This is a genomic window from Fuerstiella sp. (assembly GCA_022447225.1).
In the GTDB taxonomy this organism is placed as follows: Bacteria; Planctomycetota; Planctomycetia; order Planctomycetales; family Planctomycetaceae; genus S139-18.
In genome coordinates, this window is sequence record JAKVAZ010000013.1 from 184,823 (window position 1) to 205,518 (window position 20,696).

16 protein-coding genes are annotated in these 20,696 nt (G+C 54.0%); 15 read left to right on the plus strand and 1 reads right to left on the minus strand.

Features of this window, described 5'->3' with window-relative positions; translation table 11 throughout:
• Positions 1-177: 177 nt before the first annotated feature.
• The 4 genes from aroC (at position 178) to MK110_15835 (ending at position 4,327) form a co-directional block, all read left to right on the plus strand.
• On the plus strand, positions 178-1,221 hold the full coding sequence (aroC, locus tag MK110_15820) for a chorismate synthase (GenBank protein MCH2212772.1): 1,044 nt from the start codon (positions 178-180) through the stop codon (positions 1,219-1,221).
• A gap of 90 nt (positions 1,222-1,311) precedes the next feature.
• Positions 1,312-2,325, plus strand: a complete 1,014-nt coding sequence (gene holA / locus MK110_15825; protein ID MCH2212773.1) for a DNA polymerase III subunit delta — start codon at positions 1,312-1,314, stop codon at positions 2,323-2,325.
• A gap of 39 nt (positions 2,326-2,364) precedes the next feature.
• Positions 2,365-3,132 (plus strand): 2-phosphosulfolactate phosphatase, encoded by a 768-nt coding sequence (locus tag MK110_15830; protein MCH2212774.1) that lies wholly within the window; start codon positions 2,365-2,367, stop codon positions 3,130-3,132.
• Between the two features lie 334 nt (positions 3,133-3,466).
• Positions 3,467-4,327, plus strand: coding sequence for a 3'-5' exonuclease (locus tag MK110_15835; GenBank protein MCH2212775.1), 861 nt, complete (start codon positions 3,467-3,469; stop codon positions 4,325-4,327).
• 64 nt (positions 4,328-4,391) lie between these two features.
• Here MK110_15835 and MK110_15840 read toward each other — a convergent pair whose 3' ends face one another.
• A complete protein-coding gene (locus MK110_15840; protein ID MCH2212776.1) occupies positions 4,392-8,993 on the minus strand; it encodes a PQQ-binding-like beta-propeller repeat protein in 4,602 nt (1,533 codons plus the stop codon).
• Positions 8,994-9,665: 672 nt separating this feature from the next.
• Here MK110_15840 and MK110_15845 point away from each other — a divergent pair.
• From MK110_15845 to MK110_15895, 11 genes are all read left to right on the plus strand, one after another.
• Positions 9,666-10,217, plus strand: coding sequence for an A24 family peptidase (locus tag MK110_15845; protein ID MCH2212777.1), 552 nt, complete (start codon positions 9,666-9,668; stop codon positions 10,215-10,217).
• Between the two features lie 243 nt (positions 10,218-10,460).
• Entirely contained in the window at positions 10,461-11,549 is a 1,089-nt protein-coding gene (gene cpaB / locus MK110_15850; protein ID MCH2212778.1) for a Flp pilus assembly protein CpaB, read from the plus strand.
• 169 nt (positions 11,550-11,718) lie between these two features.
• Complete coding sequence (locus tag MK110_15855; GenBank protein MCH2212779.1) at positions 11,719-13,338, plus strand: pilus assembly protein N-terminal domain-containing protein; 1,620 nt, start codon at positions 11,719-11,721, stop codon at positions 13,336-13,338.
• 137 nt (positions 13,339-13,475) lie between these two features.
• Positions 13,476-14,681, plus strand: coding sequence for a pilus assembly protein CpaE (locus MK110_15860; GenBank protein ID MCH2212780.1), 1,206 nt, complete (start codon positions 13,476-13,478; stop codon positions 14,679-14,681).
• A gap of 269 nt (positions 14,682-14,950) precedes the next feature.
• Positions 14,951-15,655: an ABC transporter ATP-binding protein gene (locus tag MK110_15865; GenBank protein MCH2212781.1), complete on the plus strand. Its 705-nt coding sequence runs from the start codon at positions 14,951-14,953 to the stop codon at positions 15,653-15,655.
• A 268-nt stretch (positions 15,656-15,923) separates the two neighbouring features.
• A complete protein-coding gene (locus MK110_15870) occupies positions 15,924-16,691 on the plus strand; it encodes a class I SAM-dependent methyltransferase (GenBank protein MCH2212782.1) in 768 nt (255 codons plus the stop codon).
• A 531-nt stretch (positions 16,692-17,222) separates the two neighbouring features.
• Positions 17,223-17,507, plus strand: a complete 285-nt coding sequence (locus MK110_15875; protein ID MCH2212783.1) for a hypothetical protein — start codon at positions 17,223-17,225, stop codon at positions 17,505-17,507.
• Positions 17,508-17,617: 110 nt separating this feature from the next.
• The gene (locus MK110_15880; GenBank protein ID MCH2212784.1) at positions 17,618-18,214 is read left to right on the plus strand and encodes a hypothetical protein; all 597 of its coding nucleotides are present in this window, start codon (positions 17,618-17,620) and stop codon (positions 18,212-18,214) included.
• Positions 18,215-18,380: 166 nt separating this feature from the next.
• Complete coding sequence (locus MK110_15885) at positions 18,381-18,611, plus strand: helix-turn-helix domain-containing protein (protein ID MCH2212785.1); 231 nt, start codon at positions 18,381-18,383, stop codon at positions 18,609-18,611.
• Positions 18,612-18,643: 32 nt separating this feature from the next.
• Entirely contained in the window at positions 18,644-18,829 is a 186-nt protein-coding gene (locus MK110_15890; GenBank protein MCH2212786.1) for a hypothetical protein, read from the plus strand.
• A gap of 113 nt (positions 18,830-18,942) precedes the next feature.
• A partial coding sequence (locus MK110_15895; GenBank protein ID MCH2212787.1) for an AAA family ATPase occupies positions 18,943-20,696 on the plus strand: 1,754 nt, incomplete at its 3' end.

Genomic DNA, 20,696 nt, shown 5'->3' on the forward strand with positions numbered 1-20,696 from the left:
ATCCACCGACCCTGGGAAAAGCAGTGTGAGATGATCCAGGCACTCGCGAGTCGTCTGTTCGGCCGATAAGATTGGGAGAGAAACTCGTTCCAAATGGGCGCGCGATGTATGCCTGGCAATTCGTTCGGACAATTCCTTCGTATCACAACTGCAGGTGAAAGCCACGGACCAGGTAACGTGGTAATTGTGGACGGAGTGCCACCCGGCCTGGCGCTGAGTGAAACAGACCTCATTCCGGATCTCAATCGTCGTCGTCCAGGCCAGAGTCATCTGGTGACACAACGGAAAGAATCGGATGAACCTGAGATTCTTTCCGGAGTATTTAACGGTGAAACAACCGGGACCAGTATTGCTGTTTTGATTCGGAATAAGGATCAGCGCAGCCGCGATTATACGGAGATTAAAGATAAGTATCGTCCGGGGCATGCAGATTACACGTTTGATGCCCGCTATGGAGTCCGTGATTATCGGGGCGGTGGTCGCAGCAGTGCTCGCGAAACAACCGCCCGGGTGGCGGCAGGTGCGATTGCAAAAAAACTGATCGCTCAGGCCTTTGGGGGCACCGTAGTTGGCTATGTGAGACAGGTCGGCGATGTCATAGCGCACATTGACGCACCCGAGGCTGTGACAGCCGAACAGGTTGAAACATTGCCCGACGGTTCACCGAATCTGGTGCGCTGTCCGGATCCGGAAGCTGCGGCCCGAATGGTGTCGTTGATCCAGGACGTTCGTCGGGATGTGGATTCGGTTGGGGGGGTTTCCGAAATCGTGGCGACCGGAATTCCGGCGGGGCTTGGTGATCCGGTATTCGACAAACTCAAAGCAGATCTTGGGAAAGCACTGTTCAGTCTGCCGGCTGTGCTGGGAGTGGAGTACGGAATCGGATTTGGATGTGCGGTTCTTCGCGGCAGTCAGAACAATGATATTTTTGTCGCCGAAGACGATCGTCCCATTGCCACTCAAACCAATCGACACGGCGGAATGCTGGGCGGGATCAGTTCGGGACAGCCGATTGTGCTGCGTGCCGCCATTAAACCTACCAGTAGTCTGGCCCGGCAGCAGCCCACGGTCACTCGTGACGGCCAGCCAACGACCATTGCCACGAAAGGACGCCACGATCCGTGCCTGTTGCCAAGGTTTGTGCCTATGGGAGAAGCCATGGTGGCTCTTGTACTGGCAGATCACTGGCTGCGATGGAAAGCTGTGACGCCTTCTTCGTAGAATGGGACAGCGCGTTGTTCGATCTTGCCCGATTTCAACGTCGGCATTCCGGTTTTCGGTTTCTGCCGACAAAGTCCATCGTTTCAATTGATGCACGCCACAGAATTTCTTGCCAGTGAATCCGGAGCGCCTGTGGTGCCGGTGATGGTTCTTTTTGGATCGGAACGTTCACTAAAGATCGATGTGCTGCACCGGGTTCCAGGTTGTCAGGCATCCGGTGATGACGATTCCGATCTCTCGTTCTCGCGGGTTACCGGGGATGAAGCTCAACTGACTGACGTGACCGATGAACTGCTGACCGTTTCGATGTTCGGAGATCGTCGCGTGGTGATGGTGGAAGACGCTGACGGATTCGTCAAAGACAATCGTGGGGGGCTGGAGAAGTATGTTGCATCGCCGGCCAGGTCATCGCTGTTGATTCTTGACGTCAAATCGTGGCCCAAAAACACACGACTGGCAAAATCCCTCAGTAAGTCAGGACTGGCAGTCGAATGCAATCCTCTGCATGGACTGGCTCTTGTTCGTTGGCTGCAGCACACAGCAAATGATCAATTCGCCAAAACACTTGATCGTGATACCGCAGCTCTCATGGTGGCTCTGGCGGGCGATCGTCCGGGTGTACTGCAGCAGGAAATCGCCAAGCTGGCTTCGCTGGCCGGAGATGCCGACCGGATTTCGTCCGAGGACGTTCGGCAGGCCGTGGGAGACTGGCGAACTCAAACCACGTGGGTCATGCTGGACGCGGTCCGTGACGGAAATGTGGCGGAGGCCATTCAAAATCTGGACAGCCTGGTCAGTGCCGGGGAACCGGTTCAGAAGATTATGGGTGGCGTCACGTTTGTGTTTCGCAAGTTTGCGGAAGCGACCGAACGGGCCCGCCAAACCCGTGATGTTCGCGGAGCACTGACGGCGGCAGGCGTGTTTCCTTCCGCTGTCGGACCCGCAGAAGCGTATCTTCGTCGTATTGGTTTTCATCAGGCCAGTCGTATCCTGCAGCTGTTGAGCGATACCGACGCAAACCTTAAAGGCGGCAGTCGGATCGATCTGCATCGACAACTCGAAGAACTGCTCGTCCGGCTGAGCGGTACCCCACAGACGAATTAACCAGATCCGCGATTGATCTTATCCAGTCAGGCAGATTTCGTGCCCCGAAAAATTGATATCTGTTTATTGCCGGACCACTGTCCGGCTGCCCGGTTGCAGGGTGGAATCGCTGTGATGGTGGATGTGCTGCGTGCATCAACAACCATCCTGACGGCGCTCTATCACGGTGCACGCGGGGTCATTCCCTGTTTGTCGGTCGCCGATGCCCGGACTCTTCAGGTGTCGGATCCGACACGACTGCTTGGTGGCGAACGTGGTGGTGTGAAGATTGATGATTTTGATTTAAGCAATTCGCCCGCAGAATACGATCGTGTTACGGTTCAGGACCGTACAATTGTGTTCACCACGACGAACGGAACGCGGGCATTGCTGAGTTGCGCCGCTGCGGAACAGGTTGTGATTGGAGCGTTTGTAAATGTGGAGCGGCTGGCAACTTACCTCGCCGACCGGCCTGAGCCGTTGTCGATTGTTTGTGCCGGGACCGACGGCGAAGTTACCGGGGAAGACGTGCTGTTTGCCGGCTGTCTGATTGATCGGGTCCTGGCATTCAGCCAGGATCATTCCGGAATCGAGCTGACAGATACCTCTGAAATGGCGTATGCCTGGTGGAAAACCGAATCCATGACACGTCCGCTGACAGAGCGGCTCAGGTCCACGCGCGGCGGCAGAAACCTGGTCAAGCTCTCATTCGAAAGTGACGTCGACATCGCTGCCGATCGGAATCGCTATCCGATACTGGCCGGATTCGACCCGCAGAGCCGACTGATCGTGCCTGTGGAGTCCGCTGAAATCTCGAACCATATCTGACGGCCATCCGTTATCTGATGCAGGGCAGCGTGTATCTGATCTATGGCCAACGCCCCGTTCTGCGCACATTCGGCGAAATCCCGGACTGTTCGACGGGTGGTTCGGACTGACATAGCGAGTTAGCGGCAATCGTGGATTCTCATGTTCTGTCACCCCTGCGGGTGAAACCAGCCACTGTTCGCTGGTACTCTGGTGCCGGGGCTCAAACAGGACCAGTTTCCGGACTTGTCGCCTCGACAGTCGGTTCAACAATTTCAGGAATGCAACATGATCCGTGTTGAGTTGTCCTGAACTGTCAGGAAAACCTGGACGGAGCTTTCAGAGGAGACATGCAGTGAGTCAGGTTGACTATCTGGTTTTTGATATTGAAACAGTCGGTGACGGTGACCTGATCCGGCAAGTCCGATACCCGGACTGTGACCTGTCACCTGCAGAAGCCATTGCGAGATTCCAGACCGAGTTGCTTGAACAGACGGGGCGCGATGTGCTGCCTCCAACCTTCACGCTGCCGGTTTCCGTGGCCATTGGAAAAGTCACGTCTGATTTTCAGCTGGCCGATCTGACAGTACTGGACCCGCCGAAATTTCGGCCGGAAGAGATTACCCGCCGATTCTGGCAGGGATGGATGCACTACAACCGACCGTGTTTTGTGACGTTCAACGGCCGCGGTTATGATCTGCCGGTCCTGGAGCTGGCGGCCTTTCGCTACGGGATCAGTCTGCCGGGATGGTTCAATGTGGAATCACGAACCTATGAACAGGCTCGTAACCGTTACAATATTCAGCGACATATTGACCTTTGCGATCTGTTTTCAAACTTCGGTGCCACGCGTATTCACGGGGGCCTGAATCTGATGGCGAACCTGATTGATAAGCCTGGTAAATCGGGTGTCGACGGTTCGCAGGTTCAGCAGATGTACCAGGACGGGCAGCTGGACGAAATCAACGACTACTGCCGCTGTGATGTGCTGGACACTTATTTTGTGTTCTTACGCAGTCGGGTGTTACTTGGACGGCTGACACCCGACGAAGAACAGGAACTGGTCCACGTCACACGAATGATGCTCGAAGAACAGGCGGATGACCATCCGGCATACCGCCACTATCTGCAGCACTGGGACCAACGCGAACAGCACAGACTCTTCCGGAACACTCAGCAAACCGAAGCGGTGCAGATCGAAAAGGTGTCGCACTGACTGTGTCGCAGAAGGAGAAAGCGTGTCTGCTGTTTTCCGGCCGGCTGACAGGTTTGTCCCGCGCTCAGTCTTCACTGTCTGAAAAATCAAACTCAACGGCCAGTCGATTAAAATTCACCGTGTATTTTTCGTCACCATCAAATCTCAGTGCATGATAAGACAGATTGGACCCCACATCGCTGTCGGCATACAGCACATGACCTTCGGCCACATCGATGATTCTTGTGGCAATCGTGGTGCCCAGACTTCCAGGGGTTTGGCGACGTTTGCGACTGACCAGTATCAGCAGCGGGGCTGACGGAAGTGTCGGAGAGTTTTCTGCATCCGGAATACGCAGGTATTCACCTGCGGCGGTTCCGGTCCAGACGATGGAACCGTCCCGTGTGTCCAGAGCGAAGATTGGTCCATTCACCGGTACGGCTGCATTTACGATCATGGTTTCTTCGTCGACTGTGGGTGCGTAGGTAAGCACCAGCAGACGCTGATGAGATTTTCTGAGATACAGCCGCTCGCAGTTCGCGATTTCCGGGACGGCATGGTCGGCAGTCAGAGTTCCGTCTGAGACCTGTCGGATCTGCAGCCGATTGTTATCGGTCAGGGTTGCGATCAGCCCTTCGGATACGTTGGAGAATACGCAGTTTGCAGGAAGTTTTGTCTGCCAGGCGACGTCGGGGCTGCTCGCAGTTCCGGAACTGAATTCATAAGAAGTCAGTGTTGCGTTCTCCGGCTGCACTGTGAACATCAGACAGCGGGTACCCTCAACCGCAATCCGCCACGGATACTCACTGCCGGATTCAAGTTCGATGTGACGGACGGAGACGTCATACAGGGAATTGCCTTTGGTCCACCAGTCCGGTAAGGGGATGGACTGCCGCAGTGCACCGTTACGCAGATTACGTACCTGAATCTGACTGACTGATTCGGAAATCACACACAGACGGTCAGCGTCTGCCGCCAGTCGACTGTCATCCGGAAGATTGTCCTGAATCCACATCTGTTGTCCGGTCCATGGATTCAGGACAACGAGTCGCCGACCACGAAATAGTGGTAACCCGAATTCTGTCAACTGTCCGACTGGTGCATACGCATCGGGCTGACGATCGTAGACCGTTGTCCGCTGCCAGTTGCGAATGGATTTCTGATGATTGGTCGCAGCAGGCAACACCTGATCCAGTTTGACACTCCACAGCATCTGTGGAGGATCGTCTGCCGCGTCAAGCATATACAGCCGGCCGTCATCTGTGAGGGCAATCAGTCTTCCGCAGGCAACCACATATTCTTTTGCCAGGCCGCGATTATCGGAACGGATTTGAGTTCCGCTGCCTTCGTTCGGATTAAAGACCCAGCGGCGACGTCCTTGATCATCGATCGCCAGAATCCCCGGCCGGCCGTGAATTCGTACAAACTCCCATCCCCGGTAAACACCCGGAGTCCCGTACACAGGGATCCGGTGTCGCGGAGCACCCTGAATCACCTGCATCAGCGGCTGGTTTGCGTCGTGCGCATCACCGATGCTGACTCGTGGTGTCGTGCCCGGCGGCGGATCGGTACGATAGCGGAGACGATCAGCCAGCCGGCCAAGATTATCATTTCCAGGTCCCTGTCTGGCATCATCTGATGCTGTCCGGACGTTTTCGGAAATCACGTCTGTTTTGGTGATGTAGCCGGCCAGAGTTTCCCGGGCCCTGTCGAGATCCAGCAGACCGGCGCTGCGCGACACCATCAGTTGCGAAATGAACGCCTGCTGAGTTGCTGCCGGTAAACGGTTCACGGTCGCTTCGTCCAGCGGCATCAGGCATTCTGTCAGTCCGGCCATCCAGCAGAAATACAGCGGATCCGGGGACACCTGATCGTCAGATCTTTCTGCAACGATGCTCCGGACGGACGGTCGAAGCAAATCGACAGCACGCCGGTGTGAATCAGCATCCAGTTGGTTCAGTGCGGTCTGAATTGTGGCCGCAGCCTGATTTGCCTCCAGCAGTATCAATCGGCCTGTGCGCAACCGGCGCTGTGGCTCCGTCAGAACTGCCGGAATGATTTCTGAAACCTGTGTCACAAGCTCGTCGGCTGTCAGGTCGGGTTGTGTGGCGAGTCCCTGAACGATGAGTCGGCGCAATCGATTCCTGTGGACTTCTGCCATATGAACAGTGTTCCAGTATTCCGCAAACACAGCTGCATCAAAAAGTGTCATACCCAGTGCTCCGCGAATCGCTTTTGCGATCTGAGCCGGTCTGAGGGCACTCGCCGAAATCATTTGTTTCAGCAGCGGAATCTGATGGTGATTTCGGCCGTAGTCCAGACGCAGTGATTCGAGCAACTGTTCTGTCAGCAGTTTTCTTGCGTGTGGATTGTCCGGTGACTTTTCCGTCAGTCCGGTCAGCTGTCCGATTGCAGCATCCGGATCACCGCTCAGCAGAGATTCCTCGATCATTGCCAGCTCATCATCGTTCCGGACATCGATCGGTTTCCAGCTGGTCACACTTGTTGCATTCTGAGCAATCAGTTGTCCAGGAACACTCAGCAGATTACCTGCAGAAGAATCGCAAATTCGCCGGTCCAGCAGACGCCGTCCGCTGAGGACATCGACGACCAGTAAATGTCCCTCCCGGGTGGGAAGATATATCAGACGATCGGTTGTTGCCGGCTGAGCAGAAATTCGGACATCGGTGAATTCCTGTTCCCAGACAGGATTACCGTCGCTATGTCGAACGGCAACCAGTCTTGCCGGCCCGGCGAGCACCAGCAGCGAATCGGTCAGAGCGGCCACATATCGCAAATTACCCCGCGGCCTGGACCAGATCTCTTTTCCGGTATGAAGATCCAGACACAAAATCTGACTGGAATCTCGCGGCATGATCAGCACGCGTGACCCGGTACTGCGCACAAATGAATCATGTGGACGCAGCCGCATGTCGCGTCTCGCAGAGTCCAGGTCGCTCATGGCATTACCGAAAACCGGACCGTTTCCGCCGATTTCTTTTGGCCGGACACTGGATCGATATCGACAGACCCACTTAATTGACAAATCGTTCGCAGCCAGACCCAGGACCTGCTCATCACAGCCCTGACAGACAATAATGCCGTCACTGAAGCAGGGTGTCAGCCCTGCGTAGCGGCGCAGAGGATGCTCCGGCAACTGATACTGCGGCACCGACAGCAGCTGGCGATCCAGAATTCTGAACTTCAGTTCGGCGTCCGCAGCAGAGGAGTCAGGCTGCAGACCAAGTTCCAGCAGGTGAATTCCGTGAGGATCTTCTGCAAGGATAAAAATCCGGTTCTGCAGCAGCAGCGGGGTACCCAGAAAACAGGTGGCTGCAAAGGGGTTTCGCAGTCCGGAATCAGCAGGAGCCGACAAACCTCCGGCCTGGCCCCGGAGTCGTCCCGTCGACAGATCGTACACACGCAGAACATTAAAGTCCTGAACCTGCAGACTGACCGGAGCTCCTGCCAGAAATGAGAGTTGTCCCTGCGAAGTTTCTTCGACACTGAACAGAAGCTGTCCGTCACTGGCCAGTTGGCCTCGAACATGGTTTCGAGGGGCATCGCGTATGATCCGTTCGAAAGTCCGGAACCCGACAGAATGATCACCTTTCAGTGTCCACTGAAGTGCTGATAGCAGCTGCCGATTGTAACGTCCGGATTCCCACACGAATTCGCCGCTGAACCGGTTGACGGCCTGCAGGTTGCCAATTCCCTGGAAAATGACCAGATCGTTTGTCACCAGCGGAATTGCCGGAGAGACCGGAGTGTCGTCGGCTGTCAACAAAATGTGCCGCTCCAGATCCTGCAGAAGACGGTTCACTGCCGGATCTGACCGGGAATGAAAAACGGCTTGTTGCCAGGCCTTCGTGATTCGGGCCGGCTGTTGGACCTGCCTGTGTGACACCGAGGCTTGGGGCTGCAGCCAGGCGGATGAATGTTCTCGTTCGCGAACGGAGAATTCGGTTGCCAGCCAGTCGGAAATTCCACCAGCTGACTCCGGCAGTCGAATCCGTTGTGATTGGAAGCGCAGCTGACTTCCGTAACCGACTTGCTCTGCCAGCCGTTGAATGGTCTGTTGAGACTCTCTGGGAAATCCTGCCCGCATCCAGAGAACAGCCGTCAGCAGTCGGCGCTCGGACGATTCACCTGCAGAACGTTTTTCAGCCTGCTGCAGCATCAGGACCGCGTTCAGAAAATCCCCGCGCGCGACTGCGTCCGTAACGAGATACATGACAGCCGCTGCTGAGGAGTCACAGTTTTCGTAACGCCGGACAAGCCTGATCAGTGAACGGCGATCACCGAGCTGAATTGCTTCCTGAAGCACACGACCGGCAGAACCATCGTATTGCCGCTGGTATTCTTCACGAAACGCGGCTGGCGCGGTCCGGTAGATGGTACGCAGCTGTATACGAGCACCGGCATTCGGCCGATGTTCTCCGGGGCTAAGCGTTTGTGTACCTGCAAAGCGAAGTTCGGGGGTCTGGTCTTCTCCCTGGTGAAGCTGCTGCCACGCAGTATCGAAGGATTGTGCGGCATCCAGCCAGCGTTTCTGAACAAGGGCCTCATTCAGCGATTGCAGCAGAACCTCCACCGGGACTTCCATCATCGCTGAGTCTGTGTCCGGCTGTGCAGTCGCCGGCAATGCCAGCAGAAGGCCAGCAATGATTGGATTAAGAGTCAGCACCAGCGATTGACCTGCGACTGGAACAAGGGGACCAACAGATCTGTTTTGCACGGAAGAACAGTCAACATTTGTGCGTCATCCGCACCGGTCGTGACAATCCCACTCTGTGGAACATGCAACCTCAACCAACCATCTTCGCACAGTCCAGGCTGACTTTCCATGCGACTCTAAAAAGACGACCGGAAATCTCTGCGGCCGGATCCGGCAACCTGTGGTGATCGTAGGGATTGTAAGGCCGGATTCCGCCCACTGAAACGCGGCCGACTAAATCGGGTCAGCAGATTCCTGACGGAAGCTCCTTGACCCGCAAAAACTGCAACCTAGTTTTCAGCGGAACGTTTGAGATCCTGCGGCCCGAAAAGTGCCCAGGCATGTGTTTCCGGATGGTATTGCTGCCGCAACAGTTGTCTGCGGAGCAGTTTTGTGATTCAGGTTTTTGAGCTGAGGGGTATCGTGCTGCCTTACTGGATTCAACTGTCTGCATCCGATCTGATGTCGGGAACAGCCTTCCTGGCAATATTGCTGATCGTTTTCAGCTTTCAGTTTCTGGTACCAACCGGACGAGCGTGAATCTCTGCTGCTGACACTGAAGGACTCTGTCACTGATCCGGCTGCGTCTCAGGCGGACAACTCATAACAATTTCTGCAACTCCATACAGGTGATCAGAAACGATGGACTGGAATGAACTGCTGACCAGCAACTGGCATGTCAAACTGATATCCGCCACCCTGATTTTGGCGGCCTGGATTGATGGCAAACAACTCAAAGTTCCTAACTGGATTACATTCCCGATGGTACTTTCAGGACTGGTTTACACCACCTGCATGGGTGGTTGGGGTGGTTTGGGCTCAGGACTGGCCGGCATGGCCACGGGCCTGGCGTGTCTGCTGCCACTGTATGCCGTTGGAGGTATGGGGGCCGGTGACGTCAAACTGATGGCCGGAATCGGAGCATGGCTTGGGTGGCAGATCACTCTGGAAGCATTCATTGTTTCCGTGATCGTTGGGGCCATCATGGCTGTGTTGATGGTTTTGTACTGCGGAACCTGGAAGAAACACTACGAAAATTTTCTGACGATTCTCTCTGAGTGGATCGTTATTCGAAATCCCTACGAACTTTCCCGCATTGCAGCAGAACGTAAGCCAACAATGGCTCTGCTGCCGTACGGAATTCCTATCTGCATCGGATCAATCGGCTACTTTCTGTATGCCGGCCTGATGTAAGACGTTGATGCGATGTGGAATCCGGCATGACAGTGCTGGCTTTCACTCATGGACAATTGCCGGATTTGTTTTCCTTCCACCATTCTTTGAAGCGATGTTTTCGTCTTTGCCGATAAAGATGATGGTGGGACATGGTTTGATCGTACGGCCTCTGCCAGTACTGAGGAATTTTCCGAAGTCGAATGATTTCGGCAAATTCAGCAGAAACGCAGTGGGTCCGGCGTCAGGCCGGAGGTTTCACTGATGAAAAGTCAGACGTTGATTTTGCTGATTGTGGCTGCCGGATGCGGTTTGGTTGCCATGTTAGGTATTCAGCGTGTGTTGAATAAAAAGGGGGAAGATGAGACGCCAAAGGTTCAGGTTCTTCAGGCGTCGGTTGATATTTCACTTGGCCAGAAACTGACTGAGGCGAACACGCAGTTTGTGTCAGTGGATGTTTCTGCTGTTCCGCAGGGTGCGGTCACAGATCTTGAACAGATCAGGGATCGAAGTGTCCTGATTCCGGTACAGGTCGGTGACTGGATCACGGTGAAGAAACTGTCCGAAGTGGGGGATACGGGCATCTCGGTCAAGATTCCTTCCGGGATGCAGGTTGCCACCATCCCGGTCGACCCGACAACAAGTCACAGCGGCATGCTGCAGCCTGGTCATCGGGTTGATCTGATGATTAATTATGAACACAAAAATGAAATCGGAGAACGAACGCAGAAAGTCAGACGAATTCTGCAGTATGTGGAAGTCTTCGCCGTGGATGACAAGGTTTATGGACTGAACGACGACGCCCAGATCGGTAAAGCCAAAAACATTTCTTTACTGGTGACACCTGAGCAGTCCTTGTTTCTGGAACTGGCGAAAACACAGGGAAGGATGTCGACAGTGCTGCGAGGCAATGGTGACGATGAGCAGGTTGACTCAGAGGAACTGTCTGTCAGTGAACTGGATCAAAACGAACTACCGGAATTGAATGATCGTTCCGCTCGTGACTCCGGCCCGGTGTCGGAATTCGAAGTGGATCAGGCGTCATCAGATTCGCTGCTGGATGAACTGCAGAGCGAATTTGGAGACATTGAAACAGGACCGACTCTCGTGGCTGTGCCTGCTGTGGAAGAAACCTGGCAAATCGCAATCTGGGAAGGAACCAGCGTGCGGGTGGATGTTGTCAATCTCCACTCGGACACACCGATTCCGGTGAATGGAAATCTAACAGCACCTGTGGTTCCTGTTCAGGGTGACTTTGGTGTAACAGTGCCGCCGGATGCACACTCGGCCGGTGGGCAGCAAGGGCTGAAAGATGATACCGCGTCTGATCTCTGGAGCCTTTTCGGAGATTGACTCAGAAATTCAGACGAACTGACAAGTCCGACCGGCAGCATGGAAAGATCAGCCACGGTTTTCAGTTCACGACATGTATACTTTCGATTCGCGCGGAGCGCGTTATGAGTTGGGGATGTGGTTCCGGTCGATCGGCCGGAACCGCGCTTCCACACTCAGGAGAGCACGGATGCCAACACTAAAAAGCCTGATCACAGCTGTCCTGGCAGCTATCATTCTGGTGGGGCTGTCAAATTCTCCCAATGCTCAGGAGTCGCAGACATCATCCGTCTATCGACTTCAGAATGGTGAGAATCAGCTGAGTATGTACCAGCGATTTACCACGTTGCTGGAGCACACGGCCCGCATTAAGACCGTGCTCGATTTCGATACAGAAATCATTGAAGTCAAGGTTGTGCAGGGAAACCCGCATCAGGTCCGTATCTTTGCGATGGAGACAGGTGTCACCACGGTCACCATTTGTGATGAGTTCGACGAGTATTTTCAGGTCGAAATTCAGGTCGAAGGTGATGTGCGCCACCTGCAGTCTTATCTCCGACGTGATTTTCCGGACGACGACGTTCGTGCTACTGAAATTAAAGGGGCGGTGAAACTGACCGGCTGGGTGACACAACCCAGTCACATTACTCAGATCGTGGAAATTGCTGAACAGTTCTACGGTACTGTGATCAACCACATGAAGGTGGGTGGTGCGCAGCAGGTGCAGCTCAGATGCGACATCCTCGAAGTACAGCGATCGAAGGTTCGGAACTTCGGTATGAATTTTCAGTTCCTGCGTTCTGACGGCTATCTGATTTCCACACCGGGACCTATCACGCCGATTTCGACACTCGATGCAACTGCCGCCGGGCCGGTATCGACTCTGACCGGATTTGCTGATTCCACACTGAGTTTCGGATTCATCAGGAACAACGCGATCTTTCAGGGGTTTGTCCAGGCGCTAAAAATTGAGGGTTTGCTCAAGATCCACGCCACGCCAATTGTGACGACAATGAACGGCCAGCCTGCAACTCTGCTGAACGGAGGCGAAACTCCCGTGATTGTCCCGGCCGGATTAGGGACCACGGCGATTGAGTTCAAGGAATTCGGGGTTCTGCTGGAATCAGTGCCTCACATTCTCGGAAACGGACGCCTGCGAATGCAGGTTCAGACAGAAGTGAGTGAACGTGACTTTTCCAACGCGGTCACGGTGAGCGGCGTGACGGTTCCCGCATTTACGGTTCGTCGAGCGAGTACCGAAGTTGAAATGAACTTCGGTGAAACGATGGTGCTGGCGGGGCTGATCTCGCGACGCAATGACGCGACGACTGCAAAAATACCGTTTTTTGGTGAACTTCCGTGGATAGGTGCGGCCTTCAGCCGAAAGCGATATTCCGAGGCCGAAACAGAACTGATCATTCTGATTACACCCGAACACACGGCTCCCATGTCACCCGAACAGGTTCCGTCCGGTGGTCCTGGTAAGTTCACGGATAACGTGACTGACAAAGAATTGTATTTTCACCACCTGCTTGAGGTTCCGAAGTACGGTGATGAATGCCACAACTGTACGACCTGCCAGGAGCAGGGTTCATGCCGGCAGCATCCCGCCGGGTGCCCGGACTGTGGTGATAATGATGGCGGTCACGTGAATAACCAGCCGGTATTCTCCGGAACGTTACAACGTGAATCCGCGGCAGAGACGTCGGAAAAAACGTTCATACGTCCTGCAGCGTTTTCATCCACACATCGAAAGAACAAACCCGTCTCCGGGAACTTGATTGTTCCGGAGTTACAGTCAACCCAGTAACGGCAGAAGATCTGTTGGCCGGCTGTTCATCCGGAAGTCAGCGTGGCTGTTTGATCACAGGTCTCATCACTTCCGGACAGCGTGCCTGGTCAGCTCAGATAATTTTCTGAAACGTCCTCTGCCCATCGGATTTCAACATGAAGAGTGTTCTTCGAGTCGCAACTGTTGATCCCAGTGAGGATTCGCGCAATGCGCTGAAAAATCTGCTGCTGGGAATTGATACTGTGTGGCTGGAAGCGGAATGCTCCCGCTATGAATTTTTTCTGGATGTTATCCAGCAGACACAGCCTGATATGGCTCTTGTGAATGTCGATTCCGATCCGGCGGAAGCCATACGGATGATCGCCGACATCAGTGCGGATGCTGCTCAGTGCGCTGTACTCGTGGTCAGCAGTTCTCAGGAAGGCAGTCTGATTCTTCAGGTGATGCGAAGCGGAGCCCGTGAGTTTCTGAATCAGCCTCTGCAGCTGGATGACTTCGTTGCCGCGCTGGACCGTATTCGCGGATCCCGGCTGACTGCATCCGGTGACGCCGGGATGGAGGCGGGAAAAATCATCACTGTGGCAGGTGTTGGCGGAGGTGTCGGCAGCACCGCCGTCGCCGTCAATACGGCCGCCGAATTTGCTCAGATTCCGGGCAATTCTCCCGTTGTCATTGATCTGGACCTGACACTGGGTGATGTGGATGTGTGGCTGGATATTATTCCGGACTACACCTTGCGGGATGTTTCGGAAAACATCGGGCGACTGGATTATGCGCTTTTGAAACGATCGCTCACCCGACATGACTGCGGCGTGTTTTTACTGCCGCGACCCGTGGAACTTGAAGGTCAGGATTTGGTCCGCACAGATGACCTGAGACGAATACTGGCGTTACTCAAAGCCACGTTTTCACACCTGATCATCGATGTAAGTAAGTCTTTCGGTCCTCTGGACCTGTTGGCGATGGAGGTCAGTGACGAGATTTTGCTGGTCACACAACTTGATCTGTCGTGTCTGCGAAATGTTGTCCGCATCATTCAGCATCTCAATCAGAACAGCGGCCTCGACAGTAAAGTGCAGATTATTGTCAACCGCATGGGACTGGAAGACAGCGACATCAGTATCAACAAGGCATTGGAAACGATCGGTCGTGAAGTTTTCTGGCAGCTTCCCAACGACTATCCAACCATGATTGGTTCGCGTAATAACGGCCGGCCGCTGTGTCAGTATTCACCGAAAGCCCGGCTGACTCGCAGTATTAACGATCTGACGACCCGCCTGTCCTTTAACGAAGAATCCCGGATGGAAGCGTCAGAGGCTGAGAAGAAAAAAAGCGGGCTCTTCGGACTGTTTTCACGCTAACAGACGTACGGCAGGCACCGTTCCCCCTGCAGCCCGCTGCAGTGTCACGTCACAACACTGCTGACCTTTGACAGTCCGGTCGTCAGCCGGGGCGTTCAAAGTGTTGTTGTGTGCAGTGAATCCGGCAGCTACGGACACCTCAAACTCGCGGCTGTCTCAGGAAAAACGAATTGTGGCTGTGGCCGGCTACGCATGCCCAATTGAATCGGGTATCGTTCACTGATCCGCTGTTGCGCGGGACCGACGTCACTGCACAGGAATCGTTCATCATGCCCATTGTCCTTCGGATGCATCACGTGGGACGTTCGTTCGACGGTCCCGGCGGTTCGGTTTCGATTCTGTCCCACGTTGATCTTGAACTGCGGTCCGGTGAAGCCGTTGCCATTGGCGGACCGTCCGGCTGCGGCAAGAGTACGCTGTTGCTGATGGCCGGAACACTGGACACCCCGTCAAGCGGTGTCGTTGAAATCCTCGGCGAAAACCCGTGGATCCTGTCGGCGGGCCGGCTGGCGCGATTTCGTAACCAGCACATCGGGTTTGTGTTTCAGGAACACCGTCTGCTGCCACAGTTGAATGTCCTTGAGAATGTGCTGATTCCGTTGCTGTCGGGGTTTGAGGCCGACAAACCGGCAGCGGAGAAACGAGCCAAAGAACTGCTGGATCGGGTGGGGCTGAAGGATCGTCTGAATCATCGACCTGCTGCACTGTCCGGCGGTGAACGTCAGAGAGTAGCCGTCTGTCGGGCACTCGTTCTGCAGCCGTCGCTGTTGCTTGCCGATGAACCAACCGGCAATCTGGATCCTCAGACCGCCGAAATTATCGGTAAACTGTTGCTGGATGTTGCCGCAGAAAATGAGACCGGTTTGTTGTGTGTCACTCACAGCGCTTCTCTGGCCACATCATTTCCTCAGCGAATGACGCTGCACGAAGGGCGCCTGGTGAAGGCAGATCACGCAGCAGCTTCGCATCACTGACGACTCTGCGGCACAGGTTGGATGATCTTTTGTTGTGCTGTCAGGAAACCTTCTTCGTCCGATCTCTGTTTTTGTTTGCGGGCCTGTGCCCGGAACAGCATAACGTCGGACAATTTGATCTTACCGTTGACACCCAGCCTCCGGCGCGCCTGTATGAGTCTGCCCCGCACATCCTGCAGGCCTGAATGTTGATTTGACCGTAATTCCGTTTAATTTGGACCTGGTGCGGCAACCCGAATGTCTTGAATTCTCAATCAAAGACGCCACCATGCTGACGCGTATCTCCAAAGCGGTTGCCCGACGTCTGCTGTCCCGCGAAGGGTATTATTTTTTTCGTGCGTATCTCGACCTGGATGAGCCACACGTCCGGGACCAGCCACGGGTCATGGCTGCCTACAGCACATCGGGCTCACGAGACCTGGACTTGATGTACCACCCGACTGACAGGGAGTGCGTTATCGACGGATCGCTGAAGATCGTCTCCAGTGACTATGTGCGCCGCTGTCATCTTGACGTTATCTCCGGCTATTTGCCTGACAGAGGAAGAGTACTTGAAGTTGGCTGTGGCAATGCGATCAATCTCATTGAACTCAGAAAAATGAACCCGAACCTTGAGTTCTTTGGCGTTGATTACGTTCCGCAGCGATTGGAGCAGGCGCAAAAGTATTTTGGTGCTGACCTTGATGGAATCCATCTGCAGGAAGGTGATGTTCAACATCTTGATTTTAATGACAAATCGTTCGATGTCGTGTTTTCGATTCACTGCCTCGAGCAATGTGAGAGAATTCTTTCGAAGGCTGTGTCGGAAATTTTGCGCGTTGCGAAAAAGGTGGTACACATCGAACCGGATTTTCAAAATTCGAATTATGCTCAGAGAAAATTTCTGAAATCACGGGACTACCTTCGGTCTCTGAGGCGGGAGTTGCTGGCGCATTCGGACTGGAAGACGACCGTTTCAGGTCTGGATACCTATTTCAATCCGTTGAACCGTTCAGGACTGTTTGTTTCGTCTCCGCCAGTTTCTGAAGCCCGTTAACCGCACCCCTGGCAATCACCATTGACAAGCCTGAACCTGCGACCGGCGTCAGCTGACATCGGTGGATGAGGTGAGGATGAAAGCGGTTCAGGACTGCTCGCTGTTAACTGACGTCGGACGGAAACAGTTTAATGAGCAGGTTGCCGGTCGGGGTGTGTGAAGGTGTCAGGCCGCTTATCTGAAACCGTAACGACTGAGCGTATCCGTGATACATGTTTGAATGTGCACAAAGACGGACAGCAGAACCCTGGCTATTGTTTCACCAATGAAAAAACAAATACGCCCGGCAGGATTCGAACCTGCGACCTACGGTTTAGAAGATGGAGCGGGCCTGTTCATTGTTTCCACAGACTAGGGAAATCATTGACGGCGCAACCTCAAACTTCTCCGCTGCACCCATGGCTTCCATGGGCCAAGGTACATTTTGAGGTACATTTTTCTTTAGAATACGACGCGGCTAGCTCGACGGAGTGAAATCGTTTTCATGGACTGATGCCGACGAAACCAAACGCATTGAGGAGGATCGAACCAGTGAAACACATCACCCTTGGAATTCTTTTCTGTTTGGCTATTGGTTGTGGCAGTGGCGATAGTTCAACATTGACTCAATCAACACTGAGATCACTTGAGGATGGGATGACACTAAAAGAGGTCGAAGGAATTTTAGGAACAGATCACACGACTGTTGGGGACTTCGGCCCTGCAGCGACACATCAATGGGTAACAGGTGAAGGTGATTCAACACGAACCATCGTCGTCAATTTCACTGACGGCAAATTATCAATGAAGGTGGGCACGAACCTCCCCAATGACTGATCCAACGTTTTGAGGTACAGACGCGGCTAGGCTGATCCCCGAACCCGGTTTTCCTGAACCGCTGCCGCGTCAGTTTTTTTTTTCAGGAGTTCGGATTCAGGAGCCGAGCTGTGGACACGGAAGAAGAACGCAAGTTTTTTGACTGGTTGAGGGAATGGTGGTACCTCTTTTCCTCTTGGATTGAAGATCCAGAGCCAGTCGAAGACGACACGTACAAAATCGCATTGCTGCCGGACACTGTTCGCGGCCAAGACGTCCGTCCGATTAAGAATTTGCGACGCGCCATGATCGCTCAATTTCATGGTGGCTGGGACTATATCACCGGGCCGTCCTTAGAGCGTGACGAGCTGGCAAAACTCGCAAGCGAAGCATGGACTGTTTATCAGCGACTGCACTCGCCCGGTGCAGAACAAGAGCAACAGTCAGAAATGGTGAAGACGGTGACGGGGCTTGAGCTGCCGCGAAATGAATTCACCGAGGAAGCCCGACGCACCGGCGCTTGGTGTCAGATTTTGGCCCCCCATAATGGTGGCGAGCCATTGAGTACATCACACTGGCACTGCCGCACGAGGGGCAAAAAGGGTGAGTTGATTCGTATCTGTCAAACGAAGAATCAGTACTTCATCGTCCACCTTGACGAGATCCCGGACAACCTAAAAAAGAAGGTGCAACGGGAGCGATACCTTTCTGCAAACAAGGTTTCGTAAACCGTTCGTCCCCCGTTCGTCCCCCGTTCGTCCCCCGTTCGTCCGCTCTCTATCAAGGCCGCCAGAAACCCTCTGGCAGGCTTTTTTTTATGCGCTAAGGTTCCGGCAATGCAGCGGAAGCAATGGGCTTCACGGTGTTTTGAGAACCTGAAGATGGAGCGTGAGAATGGATGAGGTACAGAGGGATAAATTCGGACGGGTACTGGCACCCGATGGAATGCCGCTGGGCGGTAATGCCCGTGTGAATGAGGTGGCTGCTGTTAGCGGCCTGCGGCGGAGCAAACTGTATTCGATGTGTGAAGCCGGTGAGCTGGCCAGTGTTCGTGTCGGCCGCACAGTTTTGATTCCGTGGAGGGCAGTCCGCAGCGTGCTTTTGGAACCGGGGGTGCAATCATGAGCCGTAGACGTAACCGGCCGAAACGTGTGGCAATGTCAGCCTGGTCAAAGGACAGCGGCCAGTGGCCTACATTTGAAGATCTCATCGACGAACTATGCCATGCGCACGATCACGGAGTATGTACGCTGTATGCCGGCCTGGAGTGGAACTTAGACGTGGAAGTCGTTGAGGCAATTCTGAAACTTAGCGGCCGCAAACTACGGAAGGAATCTGTCTGATGGAATACGAACCGCTCGCGTGGCTGGATGCACAGGACACGCAATAAAAACACCTCGGCCAGTGAATCGCCTGGCCGAGGCTTTGAATCAACAGCTATATAGGAGCTGAGATGATGAACATTGTAACAAAACAAAGTAGAGAAGTCGCTTTGTCTGAATCAATACCCGTGGAATTGAAGGAGCGTCCACAGTGGGTTTTATGGAAAAACGTATCACGGAATGGTGACGTCTCTAAGCGGCCTTACAGCGTCACGGGGGAGGATGCCAAATCGAATGATCCCGAAACGTGGGCTACATTCGAAGCGGTCGTCGATGCATTCGATCCCGAACGATACGCGGGCATCGGATACACGTTTTGTGAAGACGATCCATTTGTCGGCGTCGATCTCGATGGTTGTCGTAACCCAGTGGATGGCTCACTAACACCGTGGGCGCAGGAAATCATTAATCAGTGTGACACTTACACTGAAGTCTCACCCTCACAAACCGGCGTAAAGCTGTTTTGTCGTTCATCCACCCAACCGCCCAAAGGAAAAAACAAGAGGCTGCCGGGTGAACCTATTGACGGCAAAACACCCGGCGTAGAAGTCTATTCTCGCGGGCGTTATTTCACGGTGACGGGGGACTTGCTGAACGGCCATCCTTACATTACCGATTGCACTTCACAGGTTGGTAACTTACTGGAAAAGCACTGGCCACACGTTTCCAAAGCTGGACAGGTAACGACTCAGCTACCGGCGTTTTCAGACGATCATGTCATGGAACGTGCAAGGAAATACGTTGCGAAGATGCCCGGAGCCGTGAGTGGGCAATCTGGGCACAACCAAACGTTCGCTGTGGCGTGCAAATTAGTTCAGGGTTTCGATCTGTCCCAGCAACAGGCTTTAATGATCATGCGGGAGTTCAGCTCACGGTGCGAACCGCCGTGGACTGAATCAGACATGTGCCACAAAGTCGAAGACGCCGACAAACAACCAGGTGAGCGAGGTTATCTGCTAAGAGCCTCACACTCTCGTAGGGAAGACGAAAGTGACGAGAGGATGGTTTGTACGTTCGCGGGTGTGGATGTTGCGGAGCATTGGCACCTGATCGACGAGCCGACACAGTGGCTCGTGAATGACGTCTTCGCATGTGGCCAACCTACGATCGTGGGAGCAAAGCAAAAGAGCCTCAAAACGACACTGATGGCGGATCTCGCCGTTTGTTTTGCGACTGGGTTTCCATGGCTGCGAAAGTTCGAAGTACCAAAGCAGCGTCGCATCCTGGTAATCACCGGAGAGGCGTCGCTGAAGTCAGCACTGAAGAAGATCGGACAGGCAGCTGACTCACTCAACGTGAAGCCCGAACAACTCAAGGGGTGGGTAAGAGTGGAAGCAGTGGACTTCCCGACTTTACCCCGGCAGGAAGATTGTGACGCTGTAGCGTTGGCCATCCACGAGTACGACATTGACGTTTGTATTCTTGATCCGCTCTACATGGGCCTGGAGGGACTGAACACCGCGAATCTCACGGAGGTTGGCCCAGCCATGCGACGATTCATGGCGGCGTGCAAACCGGCTGAAGTAATCATTTGCCACCACGTGAAGAAAACTGCCAGCTTTGACGATGCTCCCAATCTCGAAGACCTAAGCCAGGCAGGTATCGCTGAATTCGCTGGCAATTATTGGCTCATGGGACGAATGAGCGAATACATGGGAGACGGCCAGCATGAAATCGCCATTAGGACAGGTGGCCGAGACGATCAGTTCCACCTTCTACAAATGAATTTTAACGAGATCTTGTGGCAAGCCGATTTTGTGGACCTCCAGGAACACCGAGAAAAACGAATAGCCGACAGACAAACAAAAAAACACGAAGCTGAAGCCAA

What these genes read in the sequence shown, in the direction of transcription:
- holA (MCH2212773.1), top strand. Translation starts at nt 1,312, where the DNA reads ATGCACGCCACAGAATTTCTTGCCAGTGAATCCGGAGCGCCTGTGGTG.
- MK110_15865 (MCH2212781.1), top strand. Translation starts at nt 14,951, where the DNA reads ATGCCCATTGTCCTTCGGATGCATCACGTGGGACGTTCGTTCGACGGT.
- cpaB (MCH2212778.1), top strand. Translation starts at nt 10,461, where the DNA reads ATGAAAAGTCAGACGTTGATTTTGCTGATTGTGGCTGCCGGATGCGGT.
- MK110_15855 (MCH2212779.1), top strand. Translation starts at nt 11,719, where the DNA reads ATGCCAACACTAAAAAGCCTGATCACAGCTGTCCTGGCAGCTATCATT.
- MK110_15890 (MCH2212786.1), top strand. Translation starts at nt 18,644, where the DNA reads ATGTCAGCCTGGTCAAAGGACAGCGGCCAGTGGCCTACATTTGAAGAT.
- MK110_15845 (MCH2212777.1), top strand. Translation starts at nt 9,666, where the DNA reads ATGGACTGGAATGAACTGCTGACCAGCAACTGGCATGTCAAACTGATA.
- MK110_15860 (MCH2212780.1), top strand. Translation starts at nt 13,476, where the DNA reads ATGAAGAGTGTTCTTCGAGTCGCAACTGTTGATCCCAGTGAGGATTCG.
- MK110_15885 (MCH2212785.1), top strand. Translation starts at nt 18,381, where the DNA reads ATGGATGAGGTACAGAGGGATAAATTCGGACGGGTACTGGCACCCGAT.
- MK110_15870 (MCH2212782.1), top strand. Translation starts at nt 15,924, where the DNA reads ATGCTGACGCGTATCTCCAAAGCGGTTGCCCGACGTCTGCTGTCCCGC.